Origin of the sequence: Pseudomonas rustica, assembly GCF_049959085.1 — a bacterium.
Lineage (GTDB): Bacteria > Pseudomonadota > Gammaproteobacteria > Pseudomonadales > Pseudomonadaceae > Aquipseudomonas > Aquipseudomonas rustica.
In genome coordinates this window covers 3,890,909-3,906,825 of record NZ_CP188200.1, presented here as the reverse complement: position 1 = coordinate 3,906,825, position 15,917 = coordinate 3,890,909, and the positions used below count along the sequence as shown (strand labels likewise).

16 protein-coding genes are annotated in these 15,917 nt (G+C 60.0%); 10 read left to right on the top strand and 6 right to left on the bottom strand.

Annotated features, from left to right (window positions below; translation table 11 throughout):
• The first annotated feature begins 56 nt into the window (after positions 1-56).
• The 4 genes from ACP3TY_RS17690 to arfB all read left to right on the top strand — a co-directional run bounded on the left by ACP3TY_RS17690 (position 57) and on the right by arfB (position 4,533).
• Complete coding sequence (locus ACP3TY_RS17690; protein WP_016771121.1) at positions 57-248, top strand: DUF1289 domain-containing protein; 192 nt, start codon at positions 57-59, stop codon at positions 246-248.
• A gap of 154 nt (positions 249-402) precedes the next feature.
• Complete coding sequence (gene rluB / locus ACP3TY_RS17685) at positions 403-1,623, top strand: 23S rRNA pseudouridine(2605) synthase RluB (protein WP_426618091.1); 1,221 nt, start codon at positions 403-405, stop codon at positions 1,621-1,623.
• A gap of 891 nt (positions 1,624-2,514) precedes the next feature.
• Positions 2,515-3,927, top strand: a complete 1,413-nt coding sequence (locus tag ACP3TY_RS17680; RefSeq protein WP_426618090.1) for an amino acid permease — start codon at positions 2,515-2,517, stop codon at positions 3,925-3,927.
• 192 nt (positions 3,928-4,119) lie between these two features.
• Positions 4,120-4,533 (top strand): alternative ribosome rescue aminoacyl-tRNA hydrolase ArfB, encoded by a 414-nt coding sequence (gene arfB / locus ACP3TY_RS17675; protein ID WP_007920134.1) that lies wholly within the window; start codon positions 4,120-4,122, stop codon positions 4,531-4,533.
• Here the strand turns inward: arfB and ACP3TY_RS17670 are convergent.
• From ACP3TY_RS17670 to phhA, 6 genes are all read right to left on the bottom strand, one after another.
• Positions 4,530-5,717, bottom strand: a complete 1,188-nt coding sequence (locus ACP3TY_RS17670; RefSeq protein ID WP_426620495.1) for an MFS transporter — start codon at positions 5,715-5,717, stop codon at positions 4,530-4,532. The two genes, arfB and ACP3TY_RS17670, sit on opposite strands and share 4 nt — an antisense overlap.
• Positions 5,718-5,832: 115 nt before the next feature.
• Positions 5,833-6,015 (bottom strand): hypothetical protein, encoded by a 183-nt coding sequence (locus tag ACP3TY_RS17665; protein ID WP_053118279.1) that lies wholly within the window; start codon positions 6,013-6,015, stop codon positions 5,833-5,835.
• Positions 6,016-6,085: 70 nt separating this feature from the next.
• Positions 6,086-6,217 (bottom strand): hypothetical protein, encoded by a 132-nt coding sequence (locus ACP3TY_RS17660; RefSeq protein ID WP_008088845.1) that lies wholly within the window; start codon positions 6,215-6,217, stop codon positions 6,086-6,088.
• 260 nt (positions 6,218-6,477) lie between these two features.
• Positions 6,478-7,671, bottom strand: a complete 1,194-nt coding sequence (locus ACP3TY_RS17655; RefSeq protein ID WP_426618089.1) for an amino acid aminotransferase — start codon at positions 7,669-7,671, stop codon at positions 6,478-6,480.
• Entirely contained in the window at positions 7,671-8,027 is a 357-nt protein-coding gene (locus tag ACP3TY_RS17650) for a 4a-hydroxytetrahydrobiopterin dehydratase (protein ID WP_003222798.1), read from the bottom strand. The genes ACP3TY_RS17655 and ACP3TY_RS17650 overlap by 1 nt, the downstream gene beginning before the upstream one ends.
• Positions 8,028-8,096: 69 nt before the next feature.
• Positions 8,097-8,888 (bottom strand): phenylalanine 4-monooxygenase, encoded by a 792-nt coding sequence (gene phhA, locus ACP3TY_RS17645; protein WP_053118286.1) that lies wholly within the window; start codon positions 8,886-8,888, stop codon positions 8,097-8,099.
• A gap of 374 nt (positions 8,889-9,262) precedes the next feature.
• Between phhA and ACP3TY_RS17640 the strand changes: the two genes are divergently transcribed.
• From ACP3TY_RS17640 to flgJ, 6 genes are all read left to right on the top strand, one after another.
• Positions 9,263-10,828: a sigma-54-dependent transcriptional regulator gene (locus tag ACP3TY_RS17640; protein ID WP_400649041.1), complete on the top strand. Its 1,566-nt coding sequence runs from the start codon at positions 9,263-9,265 to the stop codon at positions 10,826-10,828.
• Positions 10,829-11,154: 326 nt separating this feature from the next.
• Entirely contained in the window at positions 11,155-11,895 is a 741-nt protein-coding gene (locus ACP3TY_RS17635; RefSeq protein ID WP_053118297.1) for a flagellar basal body rod protein FlgF, read from the top strand.
• 45 nt (positions 11,896-11,940) lie between these two features.
• On the top strand, positions 11,941-12,726 hold the full coding sequence (gene flgG / locus ACP3TY_RS17630; protein ID WP_053118298.1) for a flagellar basal-body rod protein FlgG: 786 nt from the start codon (positions 11,941-11,943) through the stop codon (positions 12,724-12,726).
• A gap of 51 nt (positions 12,727-12,777) precedes the next feature.
• A complete protein-coding gene (gene flgH / locus ACP3TY_RS17625; protein WP_053118299.1) occupies positions 12,778-13,473 on the top strand; it encodes a flagellar basal body L-ring protein FlgH in 696 nt (231 codons plus the stop codon).
• A gap of 27 nt (positions 13,474-13,500) precedes the next feature.
• Positions 13,501-14,589, top strand: coding sequence for a flagellar basal body P-ring protein FlgI (locus ACP3TY_RS17620; protein ID WP_053118300.1), 1,089 nt, complete (start codon positions 13,501-13,503; stop codon positions 14,587-14,589).
• An 11-nt stretch (positions 14,590-14,600) separates the two neighbouring features.
• Positions 14,601-15,899 carry a flagellar assembly peptidoglycan hydrolase FlgJ gene (gene flgJ / locus ACP3TY_RS17615; protein WP_282353927.1) on the top strand — a complete coding sequence of 433 codons (1,299 nt, stop codon included), beginning with the start codon at positions 14,601-14,603 and terminating at the stop codon, positions 15,897-15,899.
• The last annotated feature ends 18 nt before the right edge of the window (positions 15,900-15,917 follow it).

The following is a 15,917-nucleotide window of genomic DNA, read 5'->3' as shown; positions in this document are numbered from 1 at the left end:
TTCCAATGTAGGAGCTGCCGCAGGCTGCGATCTTTTGATCTCCCAAAGGTACCCAAATGAGTTCGACAAAAGACCCGTGCATCAGCCTCTGCAAATTCAGCGACGACATCTGCCTCGGCTGCGGCCGCAGCAAGCGTGAGATCAAAGCCTGGAAGAAACTCGACAAGGACGACAAGCGCACGGTGCTGGCCGAAGCCGCGCTGCGCCTGATCAAACTCGGTGGCGCCGGTCGGCGGAAAAAGAAATAACTGTCCATTGATCAGCTAGTCTCTGATGCGCGATGGCGCACATCCGCGTATGATTCGCGACCCTTCGCCGATCCCTTCGGCCGAGAACCCAGATTTCAATGCTTCAGGCCCCCAATTCAGAGCGCCTGAACAGACCACACCGGGAGGTGCCCAGATGAGTATCAAAGATCAGCAAGACGACCAGCCAATCGGCCCAGCAGGCGAAAAACTGCAGAAAGTCCTCGCCCGTATCGGCGTCGGCTCGCGCCGTGACGTGGAATCCTGGATCAGCCAGGGCCGGATCAAGGTCAATGGCAAAGACGCCACCCTCGGTCTGCGTGTCGATCTGCACGACGCCATCACCATTGATGGCAAGGTGATCAAGCGCGAAGAAGCGGCCGAATCGGTACGCCGCGTGATCATGTACAACAAACCCGATGGCGAGATCTGCACCCGTGACGACCCGGAAGGCCGTCCGACCGTGTTCGACAAGCTGCCGCGTCCGAAAGAAGGTCGCTGGATCAACATCGGTCGTCTCGACATCAACACCACCGGTTTGCTGATGTTCACCACCGACGGTGAGCTGGCCAACCGCCTGATGCACCCGTCCTACGAGATGGACCGCGAGTACGCCGTGCGTGTACGCGGTGAAGTCGACGACGAGATGATCGAGCGACTGAAGGCTGGCGTGGTGCTGGAAGACGGCCCGGCCAAGTTCACCGACATCAAGCAGGCGCCGGGTGGCGAAGGCTTCAACCACTGGTACCACTGCGTGGTGATGGAAGGTCGTAACCGTGAGGTTCGTCGTCTGTGGGAATCGCAGGGTCTGGTGGTCAGCCGTCTGAAGCGCGTGCGTTTCGGTCCGGTGTTCCTCAACTCCGACCTGCCGATGGGCCGCTGGCGCGAAATGAGCCAGTACGAAGTCGACATCCTCAGTGCTGAAGTCGGCCTGACGCCAGTGGCGATGCCGCAACTGAACGCCAAGAGCAAAGACAAGCTTGAGCGTATGCAGCGTAAATCGTCGCGTCCGATGGGCAAGACCGAGCGCGTACGCACCCTGCGTCCAGCCGCTGGCGCACCGACCGGCCCACGCCCAAGCCGCGAGCCGCAGATCGAAGGCGAGCGTCCGGCACGCAAGCCGGTCGCCCGTGACGGCGAGCGCGCTCCGCGTCCGACTAACGGTCGCACTGAACGTGGCGAGCGTGGCGCGCCTGCCGGTCGCGGTACGCCAGTGGCGGATCGTCCAGCGGACACCACCAACAAGCGTCCGGCTAAACCGACGTCGAAGCGTCCGGGGATCAAGCTGGTTGATGGCGACAAGCCGTCGGGCAAGCGCCGCGGTGCGCCGGCCGGTTCGGGTCAGCGTCCGGGGTTTGGTCGTCGCAAGCCTGAATAAGGCGGCTGTGAGCTTCTAGCGGCAAGCTTCAAGCTCGAGCAAAAACGCCAACCGCGGGGTTGGCGTTTTTTTTCGTCTGAAGAAAGGTGTTCGGTGTCTGATCGGGCCTCTTCGCGAGCAAGCCCGCTCCCTGTGGGAGCGGGCTTGCTCGCGAATGGGCCAGTGGTCTCAACAAATTAATTCCTCGTTAAAACCCCGATGACCGTTAACCAACAGACGTCCTACAGAAAATTCTGAAATGGAAACTCTACGTTACGACTCGTAAAGAAATATTTACGAAAAAGCCGCTAAATCGCCGTCAATGGTAGGTTCCCGCGTGGGTGTAAGGAAAAGCTTCCGAAGCCCAATGGGCCGAGCCCGACGTAAGGCTCTGGGCCGCTTGTTTCAGCGACGTTTGCAGGGTGAGATGCGCCCCATGCCTGCCGTGCAGGTGCATAACAACAAGGAGGCGCAATGAACGCCGTGACTGATTTCCACTTCTCTCCGTGGGACGGTTTTTTCCTCGTCCACGTCGATGGCCCGCAAAGGCCTGACTCAAATTTTGCAGCCGTTCGAGCCTCTCGAAACGGACACACGCAATCCCGGCAACCGACACGCTGATTCAGCGGGGTCTGGCAGCAGGGGGTTAGCGGTGTACAATGCGCCGCGTTTTAACTGTGACCCTCTGCGTAATCGCGCAAAACTCAAGGCTACCCGCCTTGTTCACTCCGTCGCGCCACAAGCGTTTCGGGTTCGATTTCGTCACAGATAAAAACAAACAGGTGACGCATGACCGTTGTAATTGAGCTGAACTCCTGGTGCCTGCGCTGGGGTTTGATCGGGGCTGCTTGAAATCGCAACCTTGCAGCAACGTCTACTGAACATCATCAAACCTTGCGTGAGACCTTTTTCATGAGTGGACAACCCTCGCAATCAGGCGAGCTGAAACGCGGCCTGAAAAATCGCCACATTCAACTGATCGCCCTCGGTGGCGCGATCGGTACCGGATTGTTCCTCGGCTCGGCCGGGGTACTGAAATCCGCCGGCCCGTCGATGATCCTCGGCTACGCCATCTGCGGCTTCATCGCCTTCATGATCATGCGCCAGCTGGGTGAAATGATCGTCGAGGAGCCGGTGGCCGGTTCCTTCAGCCACTTTGCGCACAAGTACTGGGGAGGCTTTGCCGGTTTCCTGTCGGGCTGGAACTGCTGGATTCTGTACATTCTGGTGGGCATGTCGGAGCTGACGGCGGTCGGCAAGTACATTCACTACTGGGCGCCGGACATTCCGACCTGGGCCTCTGCAGCAGCCTTCTTCGTACTGATCAACGCGATCAACCTGGCCAACGTCAAAGTCTTCGGTGAAGCCGAATTCTGGTTCGCGATCATCAAGGTTGTGGCGATCGTCGGCATGATTGCGCTCGGCAGCTACCTGCTGGTCAGCGGCAACGGCGGCCCGCAAGCTTCGGTAACCAACCTGTGGTCGCACGGTGGGTTCTTCCCGAACGGCGTCAGCGGACTGGTGATGGCCATGGCGATCATCATGTTCTCTTTCGGCGGTCTGGAAATGCTCGGTTTCACCGCAGCAGAAGCCGACAAGCCGAAAACCGTGATCCCGAAAGCGATCAATCAGGTCATCTACCGCATCCTGATTTTCTACATCGGCGCACTGGTCATCCTGCTGTCGCTGACCCCTTGGGACAGCCTGCTGGAAACCCTTAACGCGTCCGGCGATTCGTACAGCGGCAGCCCGTTCGTGCAAGTGTTCTCGATGCTCGGCAGCAGCACCGCCGCGCACATCCTCAACTTCGTGGTACTGACCGCGGCGCTGTCGGTGTACAACAGCGGCACTTACTGCAATAGCCGCATGTTGCTGGGCATGGCCGAGCAGGGCGATGCGCCGAAAGGCCTGGCGAAGATCGACAAGCGTGGTGTGCCGGTGCGTTCGATTCTGGCCTCGGCTGCGGTGACCGTGATTGCCGTGTTGCTCAACTACCTGATCCCGCACAGCGCGCTGGAACTGCTGATGTCGCTGGTGGTTGCGACGCTGGTGATCAACTGGGCGATGATCAGCTTCTCGCACTTCAAGTTCCGTCAGCACATGAACAAGACGAAGCAGACGCCGCTGTTCAAGGCGCTGTGGTACCCGTACGGCAACTATGTCTGCCTGGCGTTCGTGGCGTTCATCCTTGGCGTGATGCTGCTGATCCCGGGGATTCAGATCTCGGTGTACGCGATTCCGGTGTGGGTCGTGTTCATGTGGGTTTGCTACGTGATCAAGAACAAGCGCAGTGCTCAAGCTGCGGTGCCTGCAACCGCGAAGTAAGCGCGCGAGCAGAAACAACAAACCCGGCCACCGTGCCGGGTTTGTCATTTCTGCACATTTTCCCCCTGTAGGAGCTGCCGCAGGCTGCGATCTTTTGATCTTGCTTGTTAAAAGATCAAAAGATCGCAGCCTGCGGCAGCTCCTACAGGGTTCATGGCGTATCCTGCACGCTCTGAATACGGACGCTTTTCCATGCTGGTGATTTCCAACAATGTGCATCTGCCGGATGCCGAGATCGAATTGACCGCCATCCGCGCGCAAGGCGCCGGTGGGCAGAACGTCAACAAGGTCTCCAGCGCCATGCACCTGCGCTTTGACATCCCAGCCTCGTCCTTGCCCGAGTTCTACAAGGAACGGCTGCTGGCGCTGCGCGACAGTCGCATCACCAGCGATGGCGTGTTGATCATCAAAGCGCAGCAATACCGCACGCAGGAAGCCAACCGCGCCGATGCACTGGAACGGTTGGTCGAGCTGATCCTCAGCGCCACCAAAGTCGAAAAGAAACGCCGCCCGACCAAGCCGACTCTGGGCTCAAAGAAGCGCCGGCTGGAGTCGAAGACCAAACGCGGCAGCATCAAGGCCGGGCGCGGCAAGGTGGACTTCTAGTCTTCGCGGTACTTGGCCGTGTGCTTGTACAGATAGACGCTTAGCGCCAAACCGCTCACCGCGGCGAGAGCGGCGAACAGGAAGATCGAGGCAAACCCGAATCCCGCCGCAATCGCCCCAGCCAGTGGCCCGGTGATCCCCAGCGATAAATCGATGAACAGCGAATAAGCCCCGACCGCCGCGCCACGGCTGGACGCTGGCACCAGATTCACCGCTTCCACGCCCAGCGCCGGGAATACCAGCGAGAAGCCGAAACCGCTCAACGCCGCACCGGCCAATGCCCAGTGTGCGTCCGGCGCCAGCCACAACAACAGCAAGCCCAGCGTTTCCACCGACAGGCAGGCAATTGCCACGCGGAAGCCGCCGAGGCGGTTGATCAGGTTGCCGAACAGCAATCGCGCACCGATGAAACTTGCGCCGAACAGGCTCAGGCACAGCACGGCGTTGTCCCAATGCTGGGTGGCGTAATACAGGGTGATGAAGGTGGCGATGGTGCCGAAACCGATCGAGCCCAGCGCCAGGCCGCAGCCGTGGGGAAATACTTTACCGAGCACATGCATGAACGGCAGGCGTTCGCCGGCGACAATCGGCGCGGCGGTTTTCGGCCACGCCAGCGCCAGACCGAGAATGGCCAGCAAAATGATGCTGACGCCCATGCTCCACAGCCCTAGTTCGCCGACCAGCCACACGCCGAACGGTGCGCCGATCGCCAGTGCGCCATAGCTGGCGATGCCGTTCCAGGAAATGACCTTGGCGGTGTTGGCCGCACCCACGCGGCCGATGCCCCAGCCAATTGAGCCCGAGCCAACCAGGCTTTCAGCGCTGCCCAGCACCAGTCGGCCAATCAACAGACTGATCAAACTGAGCATCGGCATGTTCGGTGTCCACGCCGAAATCAGCATGAACACGCCGCTCAAGCCGCAACCGGCCAAGCCAATCATCACCGCGCGTTTGCTGCCCTTGTTGTCGATGATCTTGCCGGCGTACGGACGGCTGAGCAGGGTGGCGAGGTATTGCACGCTGATCACCAGCCCGGCGATTACTGCGCCGAAACCGAGATCGCTGTGGACGTAACCCGGCAGCACCGCCAGCGGGATGCCGATGTTGAGGTAACCAATAAAGGTGAACAGGACGATGGAAACGACTTGCAGCGTAACCGCCAGGGGGCGCTGGGGCTCGGACATAGAGGACGACATGGGTAAAGATCCACGGGAGCGGCAGATTAGATAGGCTGCTTATGATACCGGCGTGGAGGAATCTGGGGCGGGGAAAAGTAAAACTATTTGCCGGATGGCAGATTCACGGCTTGGCCGGCGCAACCAATTGCGTGGTGACGAGTGCGGCGAGGGCGTTTTCTTCAGTGCCAAAACGGGCGAGCAGGGCGGCCTGTTTTTCGGGGGAGAGACGGTTCCAGATATCGATCATCTTCTCGGTGGCGCCGATCAGTACGGCAGCTTGGCTTTCAGAGAATTCGTCAGTCATGGCGGGCTCGGGGTTCAGGCAGTGTGGAAAGCGCATGTTAGCGCTTTCCACACGGTCTGTACGACGGGTCTTACTCTTCGTTGTCGGCCGGACGGCTCTCAACGGCTTCTTTCGGCTCGGGCTGTTGGGCGCCGGCTTGTTGCGTGGTCGTCTGCTCAGGTACGTGCAGGCTTGGGAAGGGGAGATTAGGAATCTCGTGCATGGTTGCGCTCCTCGCTAAGTCTGTTGATAGATCTGGTAGATCCGCGCTTTTACAAAGCCTGCGCAGGATACAGCAGGAAAAATGACAATCAGACTTTTAATTGAAAATAATGCGACAGATGGCCGCAGGGGAGGGAAAAACCTGAAGGTCACCACAAAACAAATGTAGGAGCTGCCGAAGGCTGCGATCTTTTAATCTTTGTTTTTAAAATCAAGATCAAAAGATCGCAGCCTTCGGCAGCTCCTACAGGGGTTGCGGGATTATTTGCAGACGCTGGCGATGGCTTCGGCGAGCAAGGCGAGGCGCGTGGCGTCGATGCCGGCGACGTTCGCCCGACCTGAGCTGACCATGTATACGCTGTGATGCTCGCGCAGTTGTTTCACTTGCTCCGGCGACAGCCCGGTGTAAGAGAACATGCCGCGCTGCACGCCAATGTGTGCAAAACGTTCGCGCAAACCGTGAGGCTCCAGTGCTTCAACCAGACCGCTGCGCAGTTGCGCAATGCGCAGACGCATGGCTTCCACTTCATCGGCCCAACGCGCTTTCAGCTCCGGGTCGGCGAGGATCGTCGCGACCACCGCCGCACCGTGATCCGGCGGCGTCGACCACAGGTTGCGGGCGATGTTGGCCAATTGACTACGGATGTCGATGAGCTTGTCAGCGCTTTTCGCGCAGACAATCAACGCACCGGTGCGGTCGCGATACAAGCCGAAGTTCTTCGAGCACGAACTGGTGATCAGCAGCTCGGGGATCTCGGCCGCGAACAGCCGTGTCGACCACGCATCCTGTTCCAGGCCGTCGCCAAAACCCTGGTAGGCAAAGTCGATCAGCGGCAGCAGATTGCGGCTGCGCACCACGTCGAGCACACGCTGCCAGTCGTCGTGGTTCAAGTCGAAACCGGTCGGGTTGTGGCAGCACGCGTGCAGCAGCACCACATCACCTTTCGGCACTTCATTGAGCACGGCGAGCATGGCTTCGACGTCGAGGCGATTGTCGCTGCCCACGTATGGGTAGTGACTGACCTTGACCCCGGCCGCAGCGAAAATGGTTTCGTGAATCGGCCAGGTAGGGTTGCTCAACCATACCCCTTTGCCTGGCAGGCACTGGGCGATGAAGTCAGCGGCCAGACGCAGCGCACCAGTACCGCCCGGCGTCTGGGTGGCGCCGGCACGTTGTTCGGCGATCAGTTTCGAGTCAGCGCCAAGCACCAACTCGTTGATGACTTTGCCGAACAGCGGGTTGCCGTGGCCACCGATGTAGGTCTTGGTGTCCTGGCTTTCGACCAGTCGCGCTTCGGCGATTTTCACCGCTTCCGGGATCGGCGTCAGGCCCTGGGCATCCTTGTAGACGCCAACGCCCAAGTCGAATTTGCGCGGGTTGGTGTCCTGCGCATACGCCTCCATCAAGCCGAGGATCGGGTCGCCGGGTACCCGGCCGATGGCGTCGAAATGCATTACTTGCGTCCTTCTGCAGTCTTGGCCACTTCGTCAGTGCGCGCGGCCATGATGAAGTCGTTGCGGTGCAGGCCTTTGATCGAGTGGCTCCACCAGGTCACGGTGACTTTGCCCCACTCGGTGAGCAGGCCCGGGTGGTGACCTTCGGCCTCGGAGATTTCACCGACGGCGTTGGTGAAGGCCAGCGCGTGCTTGAAGTTCTTGAACAGGAAAACTTTTTCCAGCTGCATGATGCTGTCGCGTACTTCGATGTTCCAGTCAGGGATCTGCTTGATCAGGATCGGCAGTTCTTCGTCGCTGACTTGTGGTGCATCGGCGCGGCAGGCTTCGCAGTGGGCTTGGTTCAATGTGGACATGGTCGGTTCCTGAATTCGATTCTTGTTGGAAATTACTATCTTTGCACGCAAGTCGCGAGCGGGTTCTGCTCAGGCCGCCTTCGGCTTTGGCGGAAATTTTGGCGCGTGCAGACCCAGCTGCATGCCTTGTTTGACCATGGCCATGATGTCTTCATGGGCCACGTCGAACAGGCGCTTGAGGTTCGGCAGGACGAAGTACAGCGGTTGCAGGATGTCGATGCGGTACGGCGTGCGCATCGCTTCGAGCGGGTCGAAGACTTGATGCTCAGGCTCGTCCGACAGCGAATAAACGGTTTCTTTGGGCGAAGACAGAATGCCGCCGCCGTAGATGCGTTTGCCTTGCGGGGTGTCGACCAGGCCGAACTCGATAGTCATCCAGTACAGGCGCGCGAGGTACACGCGTTCTTCCTTGGTCGCTTGCAGACCGAGTTTGCCGTAGGTGTGGGTGAATTCGGCGAAATACGGGTTGGTCAGCAGCGGGCAGTGGCCAAAAATCTCGTGGAAAATGTCCGGCTCTTGCAGGTAGTCCAGTTCTTCGCGAGTACGGATAAACGTCGCGACCGGAAACTGCTTGCTGGCGAGCAATTCAAAAAACGTCTGGAAAGGAATCAGTGCCGGCACGCGGGCGACCTGCCAACCGGTGGTCTCGCCGAGCACCTTGTTGATCTCGCCGAGTTGCGGAATGCGGTCGTGGGGCAGACCGAGTTTCTCGATACCGTCCAGATACTCCTGGCAGGCACGCCCTTCGATCACTTTCAACTGGCGAGTGATCAGCGTGTTCCACACCGCGTGTTCTTCGGCGGGGTAGTCGATAAAACCTTGCGCATCGGGCTCGCGGGCCACGTATTGCGTCTGCTTCATACTGCTCTCCTGCTAGGGGAATTCGTTCTTGTTATGTCCAGCGATGGACTCAGAATTACCTGGGAGAGAGGTTGTGTGCAGTAGGTTGGATCGCGACCGCGTAGGAAATTTCCGTGGATTTCGTAAATTTATCGTTACGGTTTAGGCGTTATCGCGCATTTACGGCGATTCGCCGGTTTGAAAAGGTCGGCGACTGTCACATAATCTTGACAACTGTTTGAGCGCCACCAAAGAAAACTGGCGGCGCTGTCCCCTGTAGGAGTGAGCCTGCTCGCGATTGCGATGAATCAGTCGCCATCAATATCAACTGACCGACCACTATCGCGAGCAGGCTCACTCCTACAGGTTTCTCATCGTTTATTCGGGCGATTTATATGCGTATCAAAGTCCACTGCCAGAACCGCATCGGCATTCTGCGCGACATCCTCAACCTGCTCGTGGCCTACGGGATCAACGTCGCGCGGGGCGAGGTCGGTGGTGAGCATGGCAACGCGATCTACCTGCACTGCCCGAACCTGATCAACATCCAGTTCCAGGCCCTGCGCCCGAAATTCGAGGCGATTGCCGGGGTGTTCGGCGTCAAGCGCGTCGGGCTGATGCCAAGCGAACGGCGGCACATGGAATTGAACGCGTTGCTCGGCGCGCTGGAGTTTCCAGTGCTGTCGATCGACATGGGCGGTTCGATTGTCGCGGCCAACCGCGCGGCGGCGCAGTTACTCGGTGTACGCGTCGATGAAGTGCCGGGGATTCCGCTGTCACGCTACGCCGAAGACTTCGATTTGCCGGAGCTGGTGCGCGCCAACAAATCGCGAATCAACGGCATGCGCGTGAAGGTCAAGGGCGACGTCTTTCTCGCCGACATCGCGCCGCTGCAATCGGAACACGACGACAGCGAAGCCATGGCTGGCGCGGTACTCACGTTGCACCGCGCCGACCGTGTCGGCGAGCGTATCTACAACGTGCGCAAACAAGAACTGCGTGGTTTCGACAGCATCTTCCAGAGCTCGAAAGTCATGGCCGCCGTGGTACGTGAAGCGCGGCGAATGGCGCCCCTCGACGCACCGCTATTGATTGAAGGCGAAACCGGCACGGGTAAAGAGTTGCTGGCGCGCGCCTGTCACCTGGCCAGTCCGCGCGGGCAATCGCCGCTGATGGCGCTCAACTGCGCTGGGCTGCCGGAGTCGATGGCCGAGACCGAGTTGTTCGGTTACGGCCCCGGTGCGTTCGAAGGTGCGCGTGCGGAAGGCAAACTTGGCCTGCTGGAATTGACTGCGGGCGGCACGCTGTTTCTCGACGGCGTTGGCGAAATGAGCCCGCGCCTTCAAGTGAAGCTGCTGCGTTTTTTGCAGGACGGTTGCTTCCGCAGGGTCGGCAGTGATGAAGAGGTTTATCTGGATGTGCGGGTGATCTGCGCGACGCAGGTCGACCTGTCTGAACTGTGCGCGCGCGGTGAATTTCGTCAGGATTTGTATCACCGCTTGAACGTGCTCTCGCTGCACATTCCACCGTTGCGCGAATGCCTTGATGGGTTGACGCCGCTGGTTGAACACTTCCTCGATCAGGCCAGTCGGCAGATCGGTTGCCCGTTGCCGAAACTGGCACCGGCGGCGATGGATCGGCTCAGTCATTACCATTGGCCGGGCAATGTGCGGCAACTGGAGAACGTGTTGTTTCAGGCGGTTTCGTTGTGTGATGGCGGGACGGTGAAGGCTGAGCATATTCGCCTGCCGGACTACGGCGTGCGTCAGCCGCTTGGCGATTTTTCGCTGGAGGGCGGGCTGGACGAGATTGTTGGGCGGTTTGAAAAGGCTGTGCTCGAGCGGCTGTATTCAGAGCACCCGAGCAGTCGGCAGTTGGGTAAGCGGCTTGGGGTTTCGCACACGACGATTGCCAACAAATTGCGTGAATACGAAGTCGGCAAAGACCCGGGCAGCACGTGATCGTTCCCACGCTCTGCGTGGGCATGCAGCCCGGGACGCTCCGCGTCCCAAAGCGGACGCAGAGCGTCCATTGAGGCATTCCCACGCGGAGCGTGGGAACGATCATCTAGGAGCTGCGGCACGCTGCGATCTTTTGAACTGTTGCCGCCAAGCGGCATAACACCGCCGGTTTTTCGACTTCGATACATTTCCCCAATCCTCTAAATCTCCCCCAAGTCCTTTGTTTACCGGGCCGCGTGCCGCCAGAAAAAAGTTGGTCTGCAAATTGCTTATGGCTCAGCAGTACAGCAGTGGGCGGCAAACGTCCGGCATGCAGAGGAAAGAGTGTGGACAAGTACCTTTATGTGGCAATGACCGGTGCCAGCCAGAACGCGCTGGCGCAAAAGGCGCATGCCAACAACCTGGCGAACATCTCCACCAACGGTTTTCAGAAGGACCTGGAACAGGCCCGTTCGATGCCGGTGTTTGGTGACAGCTTTCCGGCGCGTGCGTTTGCCATGAGCGAACGTCCGGCCACTGACTTCTCGCCGGGCTCGCTGGTCGAGACCGGTCGCGACCTCGACGTCGCCGTGACCGGCAACGGTTTCATTGCCGTACAGAACCCGAACGGCGGCGAAAGCTACGTGCGCACCGGCAGCCTCAACATCGATGCCCTCGGCGTATTGCGTGCCGGCAACGGCATGGCGGTGATGGGCAATGGCGGGCCGATTGCCGTACCGCCCGAGCAGCAAGTCGAAGTCGGTGAAGACGGCACCATCAGTATTCGTGCGATGGGCGAAGGCCCGCGCGTCATGGCGGAGGTCGACCGGATCAAACTGGTCAACCCGGACATCAAGAACATGAACAAGGGCCTCGACGGCTCGATTTACACCAAGGACGGCCAGCCTGCGCCGGCCGATGCCAACGTCAAACTGGTCTCGGGTTTCCTAGAGTCGAGCAACGTCAACGCCGTCGAAGAGATGACCTCGGTGCTGGCCCTGGCCAAGCAGTTCGAGTTGCACGTCAAGATGATGAACACCGCCAAAGACGACGACCAGGCCATGGCTCGGGTCTTGCAGATCAGCTAATTATCAGAACGTCGCGCCGTAAAACAGGCGCACGAGGAGAATTGAATGCTTCCGGCTCTATGGGTTGCCAAAACCGGTCTGTCCGCCCAGGACACCAACCTGACCACCATCTCCAACAACCTGGCGAACGTGTCGACCACGGGTTTCAAACGTGACCGCGCCGAGTTCCAGGACTTGCTCTATCAGATCAAGCGTCAGCCAGGCGCCCAGTCGACTCAGGACAGCGAACTGCCGTCGGGTCTGCAATTGGGTACCGGTGTGCGCATCGTCGGCACGCAGAAAAACTTCACTGCCGGCAGCCTGCAAACCACCGAGCAGCCGCTGGACATGGCCATCGACGGCCGCGGTTTCTTCCAGATTCTGCAGCCGGACGGCACCACGTCTTACACCCGTGACGGTACCTTCCACCTCGACTCCAATGGCCAGATCGTCAACGCCAGCGGTTTCGCTCTGGAGCCAGCCATCGTTATCCCGAACAACGCGCAGAGCTTCACCGTCGGCGTTGACGGCACCGTGTCGATCACCGTTCCGGGTAACCCGGCCGCTCAGGTGATCGGCAACCTGCAAACCGCCGACTTCATCAACCCGGCCGGTCTGCAGGCGGTGGGCAACAACCTGTTCCTGGAAACCGCTGCTTCCGGCGCGCCGCAAATCGGCACCCCGGGCCTCAACGGTTTCGGCACCACGCTGCAGAACACCCTGGAAGGTTCCAACGTCAGCACCGTTGAAGAGATGGTCAACATGATCACCACTCAGCGCGCTTACGAGATGAACTCCAAGGTGATCTCCACCGCCGACCAGATGCTCTCGTTCGTAACGCAGAATCTGTAATCAGTCTATGAGGCGGCCATGAGGCTGCCTGCAACACCGTGAGGTAGGGTCATGAAACGCTTCGTATCTGTTTTGGCATTGGGTGGGGTCGTCTCGCTCGCGGGCTGTGTCGCACCGACGCCCAAGCCCAATGACCCTTATTACGCTCCGGTGTTGCCGCGTACTCCGTTGCCGGCGGCGGCCAACAATGGCTCGATCTATCAGGCCGGTTTCGAACAGAACCTGTACAGCGACCGCAAGGCGTTCCGGGTCGGTGACATCATCACCATCACCCTCAACGAGAAAACCCAGGCGAGCAAAAACGCCAACTCGCAAGTGGCCAAGAACAGCAAGACCGGCATCGGCCTGACCTCGCTGTTCGGCGGTAGCGGCGTGACCAACAACCCGTTGGGCGGTAACGATTTGAGTCTGGACGTTGGCTACAGCGGCGACCGCGCGACCAAGGGCGACAGCAAGGCTGCGCAGGGCAACACCCTGACCGGCTCCGTCACCGTGACCGTGGCGGACGTGCTGCCCAACGGCATCATCGCCGTGCGCGGCGAGAAGTGGATGACGCTGAACACCGGCGATGAGCTGGTGCGCATTGCCGGTCTGGTGCGTGCCGATGACATCGCCACCGACAACACCGTGTCGTCGACCCGCGTCGCCGATGCACGCATCACCTATTCGGGCACAGGCTCATTTGCCGATGCGAGTCAGCCAGGCTGGTTCGACCGTTTCTTCCTCAGCCCGCTGTTCCCTTTCTAGGTGGCTACGTTGAATCTGAAAAGCCTTATGGTGGCCGCGCTGTTGATGTCTGCGGCTTTCACTGCACACGCCGAACGGTTGAAAGACATCGCCAGTATTTCTGGCGTGCGTTCCAACCAGTTGATCGGCTACGGCCTGGTGGTCGGGCTTAACGGCACCGGTGACCAGACGACGCAGACCCCGTTCACACTGCAGACCTTCAACAACATGCTCTCGCAGTTCGGCATCAAAGTGCCGCCGGGTTCGGGCAACGTGCAGTTGAAGAACGTCGCGGCGGTGTCGGTGAGTGCCGATCTGCCAGCGTTCGCCAAACCGGGTCAGCAGGTCGACATCACCGTGTCCTCGATCGGTAACTCCAAGAGCCTGCGCGGCGGCACACTGTTGCTGACCCCGCTCAAGGGTATCGACGGCAACGTTTACGCCATCGCTCAGGGCAACCTGGTCGTTGGCGGTTTTGATGCCGAAGGCCGTGACGGTTCGAAGATCACCGTCAACGTTCCGTCGGCCGGTCGCATCCCCGGCGGTGCGTCGGTTGAACGTTCGGTGCCGAGTGGTTTCAACCAAGGCAACAGCCTGACCTTGAACCTCAACCGTTCCGACTTCACCACCGCCAAACGCATCGTCGACAAGATCAACGACATGCTCGGCCCTGGCGTGGCGCAAGCCATCGATGGCGGCTCGGTACGCGTCACGGCACCGCTCGATCCGAGCCAGCGCGTCGACTACCTGTCGATCCTCGAAAACCTTGAAGTTGATCCGGGTCAGGCGGTGGCGAAAGTCATCATCAATTCGCGCACCGGCACCATCGTCATCGGCCAGAACGTCAAAGTCTCGCCAGCCGCCGTGACCCACGGCAGCCTGACCGTGACCATCACCGAAGACCCGATCGTCAGCCAGCCAGGCCCGTTGTCCAACGGCCAGACCGCTGTCGTGCCACGCTCGCGTGTTAACGCCGAGCAAGAGGCCAAACCAATGTTCAAATTCGGCCCGGGCACCACCCTCGACGAGATCGTCCGTGCGGTGAACCAGGTCGGCGCGGCGCCGGGTGACTTGATGGCGATCCTCGAAGCACTGAAGCAGGCCGGCGCGTTGCAAGCCGACTTGATCGTGATCTGAGGCCGACCATCATGGATATGCGCAAAGGCAGTCTGGTCAGCAACGCCGATTCGGGTTCGTACTCCGACCTCAATCGTCTGAATCAGCTCAAGGTGGGCGACAAGGACAGCGACGGCAACATGCGCAAAGTCGCGCAGGAATTCGAGTCGCTGTTCATCGGCGAAATGCTCAAGTCGATGCGTTCGGCCACCGACACCCTCGGTCAGGACAATCCGCTGAACACCCCGGCGGCCAAGCAATATCAGGAAATGTCCGACCAGCAACTGGCGGTGTCCATGTCCCGCGAGGGCGGTGGTATCGGCCTGGCGGACGTGCTGCTGCGTCAGATGCAGAAGAACAAACCGATGGCGCCGGGTGAGGCTGCGGCCGCGTCCGCCGCCAAGCAGGAAGAAGCGCGGGCGAAAGCCGCTGGCGTGGTCACGCCGATTGCGGCGGGCACCACCGCGATCAACGGCCCGTTGTCGCGGGTCAATGGCGAGCGTCCGTTGTGGGCGTCGCGTTCCGGGCGTGTGTCGAGCACCGATACGTCGCACAGCAATGACATGGCGATGATCAACAAGCGTCGTCTGTCGTTGCCGCCGAAACTCACCGATCGTTTGCTCGCCGGTTTGGTGCCGTCGGCCACGACCGCGACCAGCGCATCCAATGCGTTGCCGCAAGCGACCGCGCCCGCCGCCATTACCGGTTCCGGCCCGCTGTACAACGGCGACTGGCTGGCCCGCGCCGAGAACGAAAAAGCCTCCGGCGGGCAGATGCAAGTTTACGGCCGCGCGATGGCGCAGATTCCGCTGGCGCCGGCGAAAAAAGCCTTCAGCTCTGCCGACGAATTCGTCAACACCATGCTGCCGATGGCCAAGGAAGCTGCCGACCGCATCGGCGTCGATCCGCGTTATCTGGTGGCGCAAGCGGCACTGGAAACCGGTTGGGGCAAATCGGTCATGCGTGCGCAGGATGGCAGCAGCAGCCACAACCTGTTTGGCATCAAGGCGAGCAGCAACTGGCAGGGCGATTCGGCCCGCGCCATCACCAGCGAGTTCCGCAATGGCGCGATGGTCAAGGAGACGGCCGAGTTCCGTTCCTACGCCTCGTACAAGGACAGCTTCCACGATCTGGTGACTTTGCTGCAGAGCAATAATCGCTATCAAGATGTGCTGAAGTCGGCCGATAACCCAGAACAGTTTGTACGCGAGTTGCAGAAGGCCGGTTACGCCACCGACCCGAACTACGCGACAAAGATTTCGCAAATTGCCAAGCAGATGAACAATCTTCAAAACTACGCTGCGGCGGGTGTATCCACCACGCCTTTATAAGGCACAAGGTATAAGGTC

Excerpts from the sequence above, each read along its gene's own strand:
- ACP3TY_RS17690 (WP_016771121.1), top strand. The coding sequence starts at position 57 with ATGAGTTCGACAAAAGACCCGTGCATCAGCCTCTGCAAATTCAGCGAC.
- rluB (WP_426618091.1), top strand. The coding sequence starts at position 403 with ATGAGTATCAAAGATCAGCAAGACGACCAGCCAATCGGCCCAGCAGGC.
- ACP3TY_RS17680 (WP_426618090.1), top strand. The coding sequence starts at position 2,515 with ATGAGTGGACAACCCTCGCAATCAGGCGAGCTGAAACGCGGCCTGAAA.
- arfB (WP_007920134.1), top strand. The coding sequence starts at position 4,120 with ATGCTGGTGATTTCCAACAATGTGCATCTGCCGGATGCCGAGATCGAA.
- ACP3TY_RS17670 (WP_426620495.1), bottom strand. The coding sequence starts at position 5,717 with ATGTCCGAGCCCCAGCGCCCCCTGGCGGTTACGCTGCAAGTCGTTTCC.
- ACP3TY_RS17665 (WP_053118279.1), bottom strand. The coding sequence starts at position 6,015 with ATGACTGACGAATTCTCTGAAAGCCAAGCTGCCGTACTGATCGGCGCC.
- ACP3TY_RS17660 (WP_008088845.1), bottom strand. The coding sequence starts at position 6,217 with ATGCACGAGATTCCTAATCTCCCCTTCCCAAGCCTGCACGTACCTGAG.
- ACP3TY_RS17655 (WP_426618089.1), bottom strand. The coding sequence starts at position 7,671 with ATGCATTTCGACGCCATCGGCCGGGTACCCGGCGACCCGATCCTCGGC.
- ACP3TY_RS17650 (WP_003222798.1), bottom strand. The coding sequence starts at position 8,027 with ATGTCCACATTGAACCAAGCCCACTGCGAAGCCTGCCGCGCCGATGCA.
- phhA (WP_053118286.1), bottom strand. The coding sequence starts at position 8,888 with ATGAAGCAGACGCAATACGTGGCCCGCGAGCCCGATGCGCAAGGTTTT.
- ACP3TY_RS17640 (WP_400649041.1), top strand. The coding sequence starts at position 9,263 with ATGCGTATCAAAGTCCACTGCCAGAACCGCATCGGCATTCTGCGCGAC.
- flgG (WP_053118298.1), top strand. The coding sequence starts at position 11,941 with ATGCTTCCGGCTCTATGGGTTGCCAAAACCGGTCTGTCCGCCCAGGAC.
- flgH (WP_053118299.1), top strand. The coding sequence starts at position 12,778 with ATGAAACGCTTCGTATCTGTTTTGGCATTGGGTGGGGTCGTCTCGCTC.
- ACP3TY_RS17620 (WP_053118300.1), top strand. The coding sequence starts at position 13,501 with ATGGTGGCCGCGCTGTTGATGTCTGCGGCTTTCACTGCACACGCCGAA.
- flgJ (WP_282353927.1), top strand. The coding sequence starts at position 14,601 with ATGGATATGCGCAAAGGCAGTCTGGTCAGCAACGCCGATTCGGGTTCG.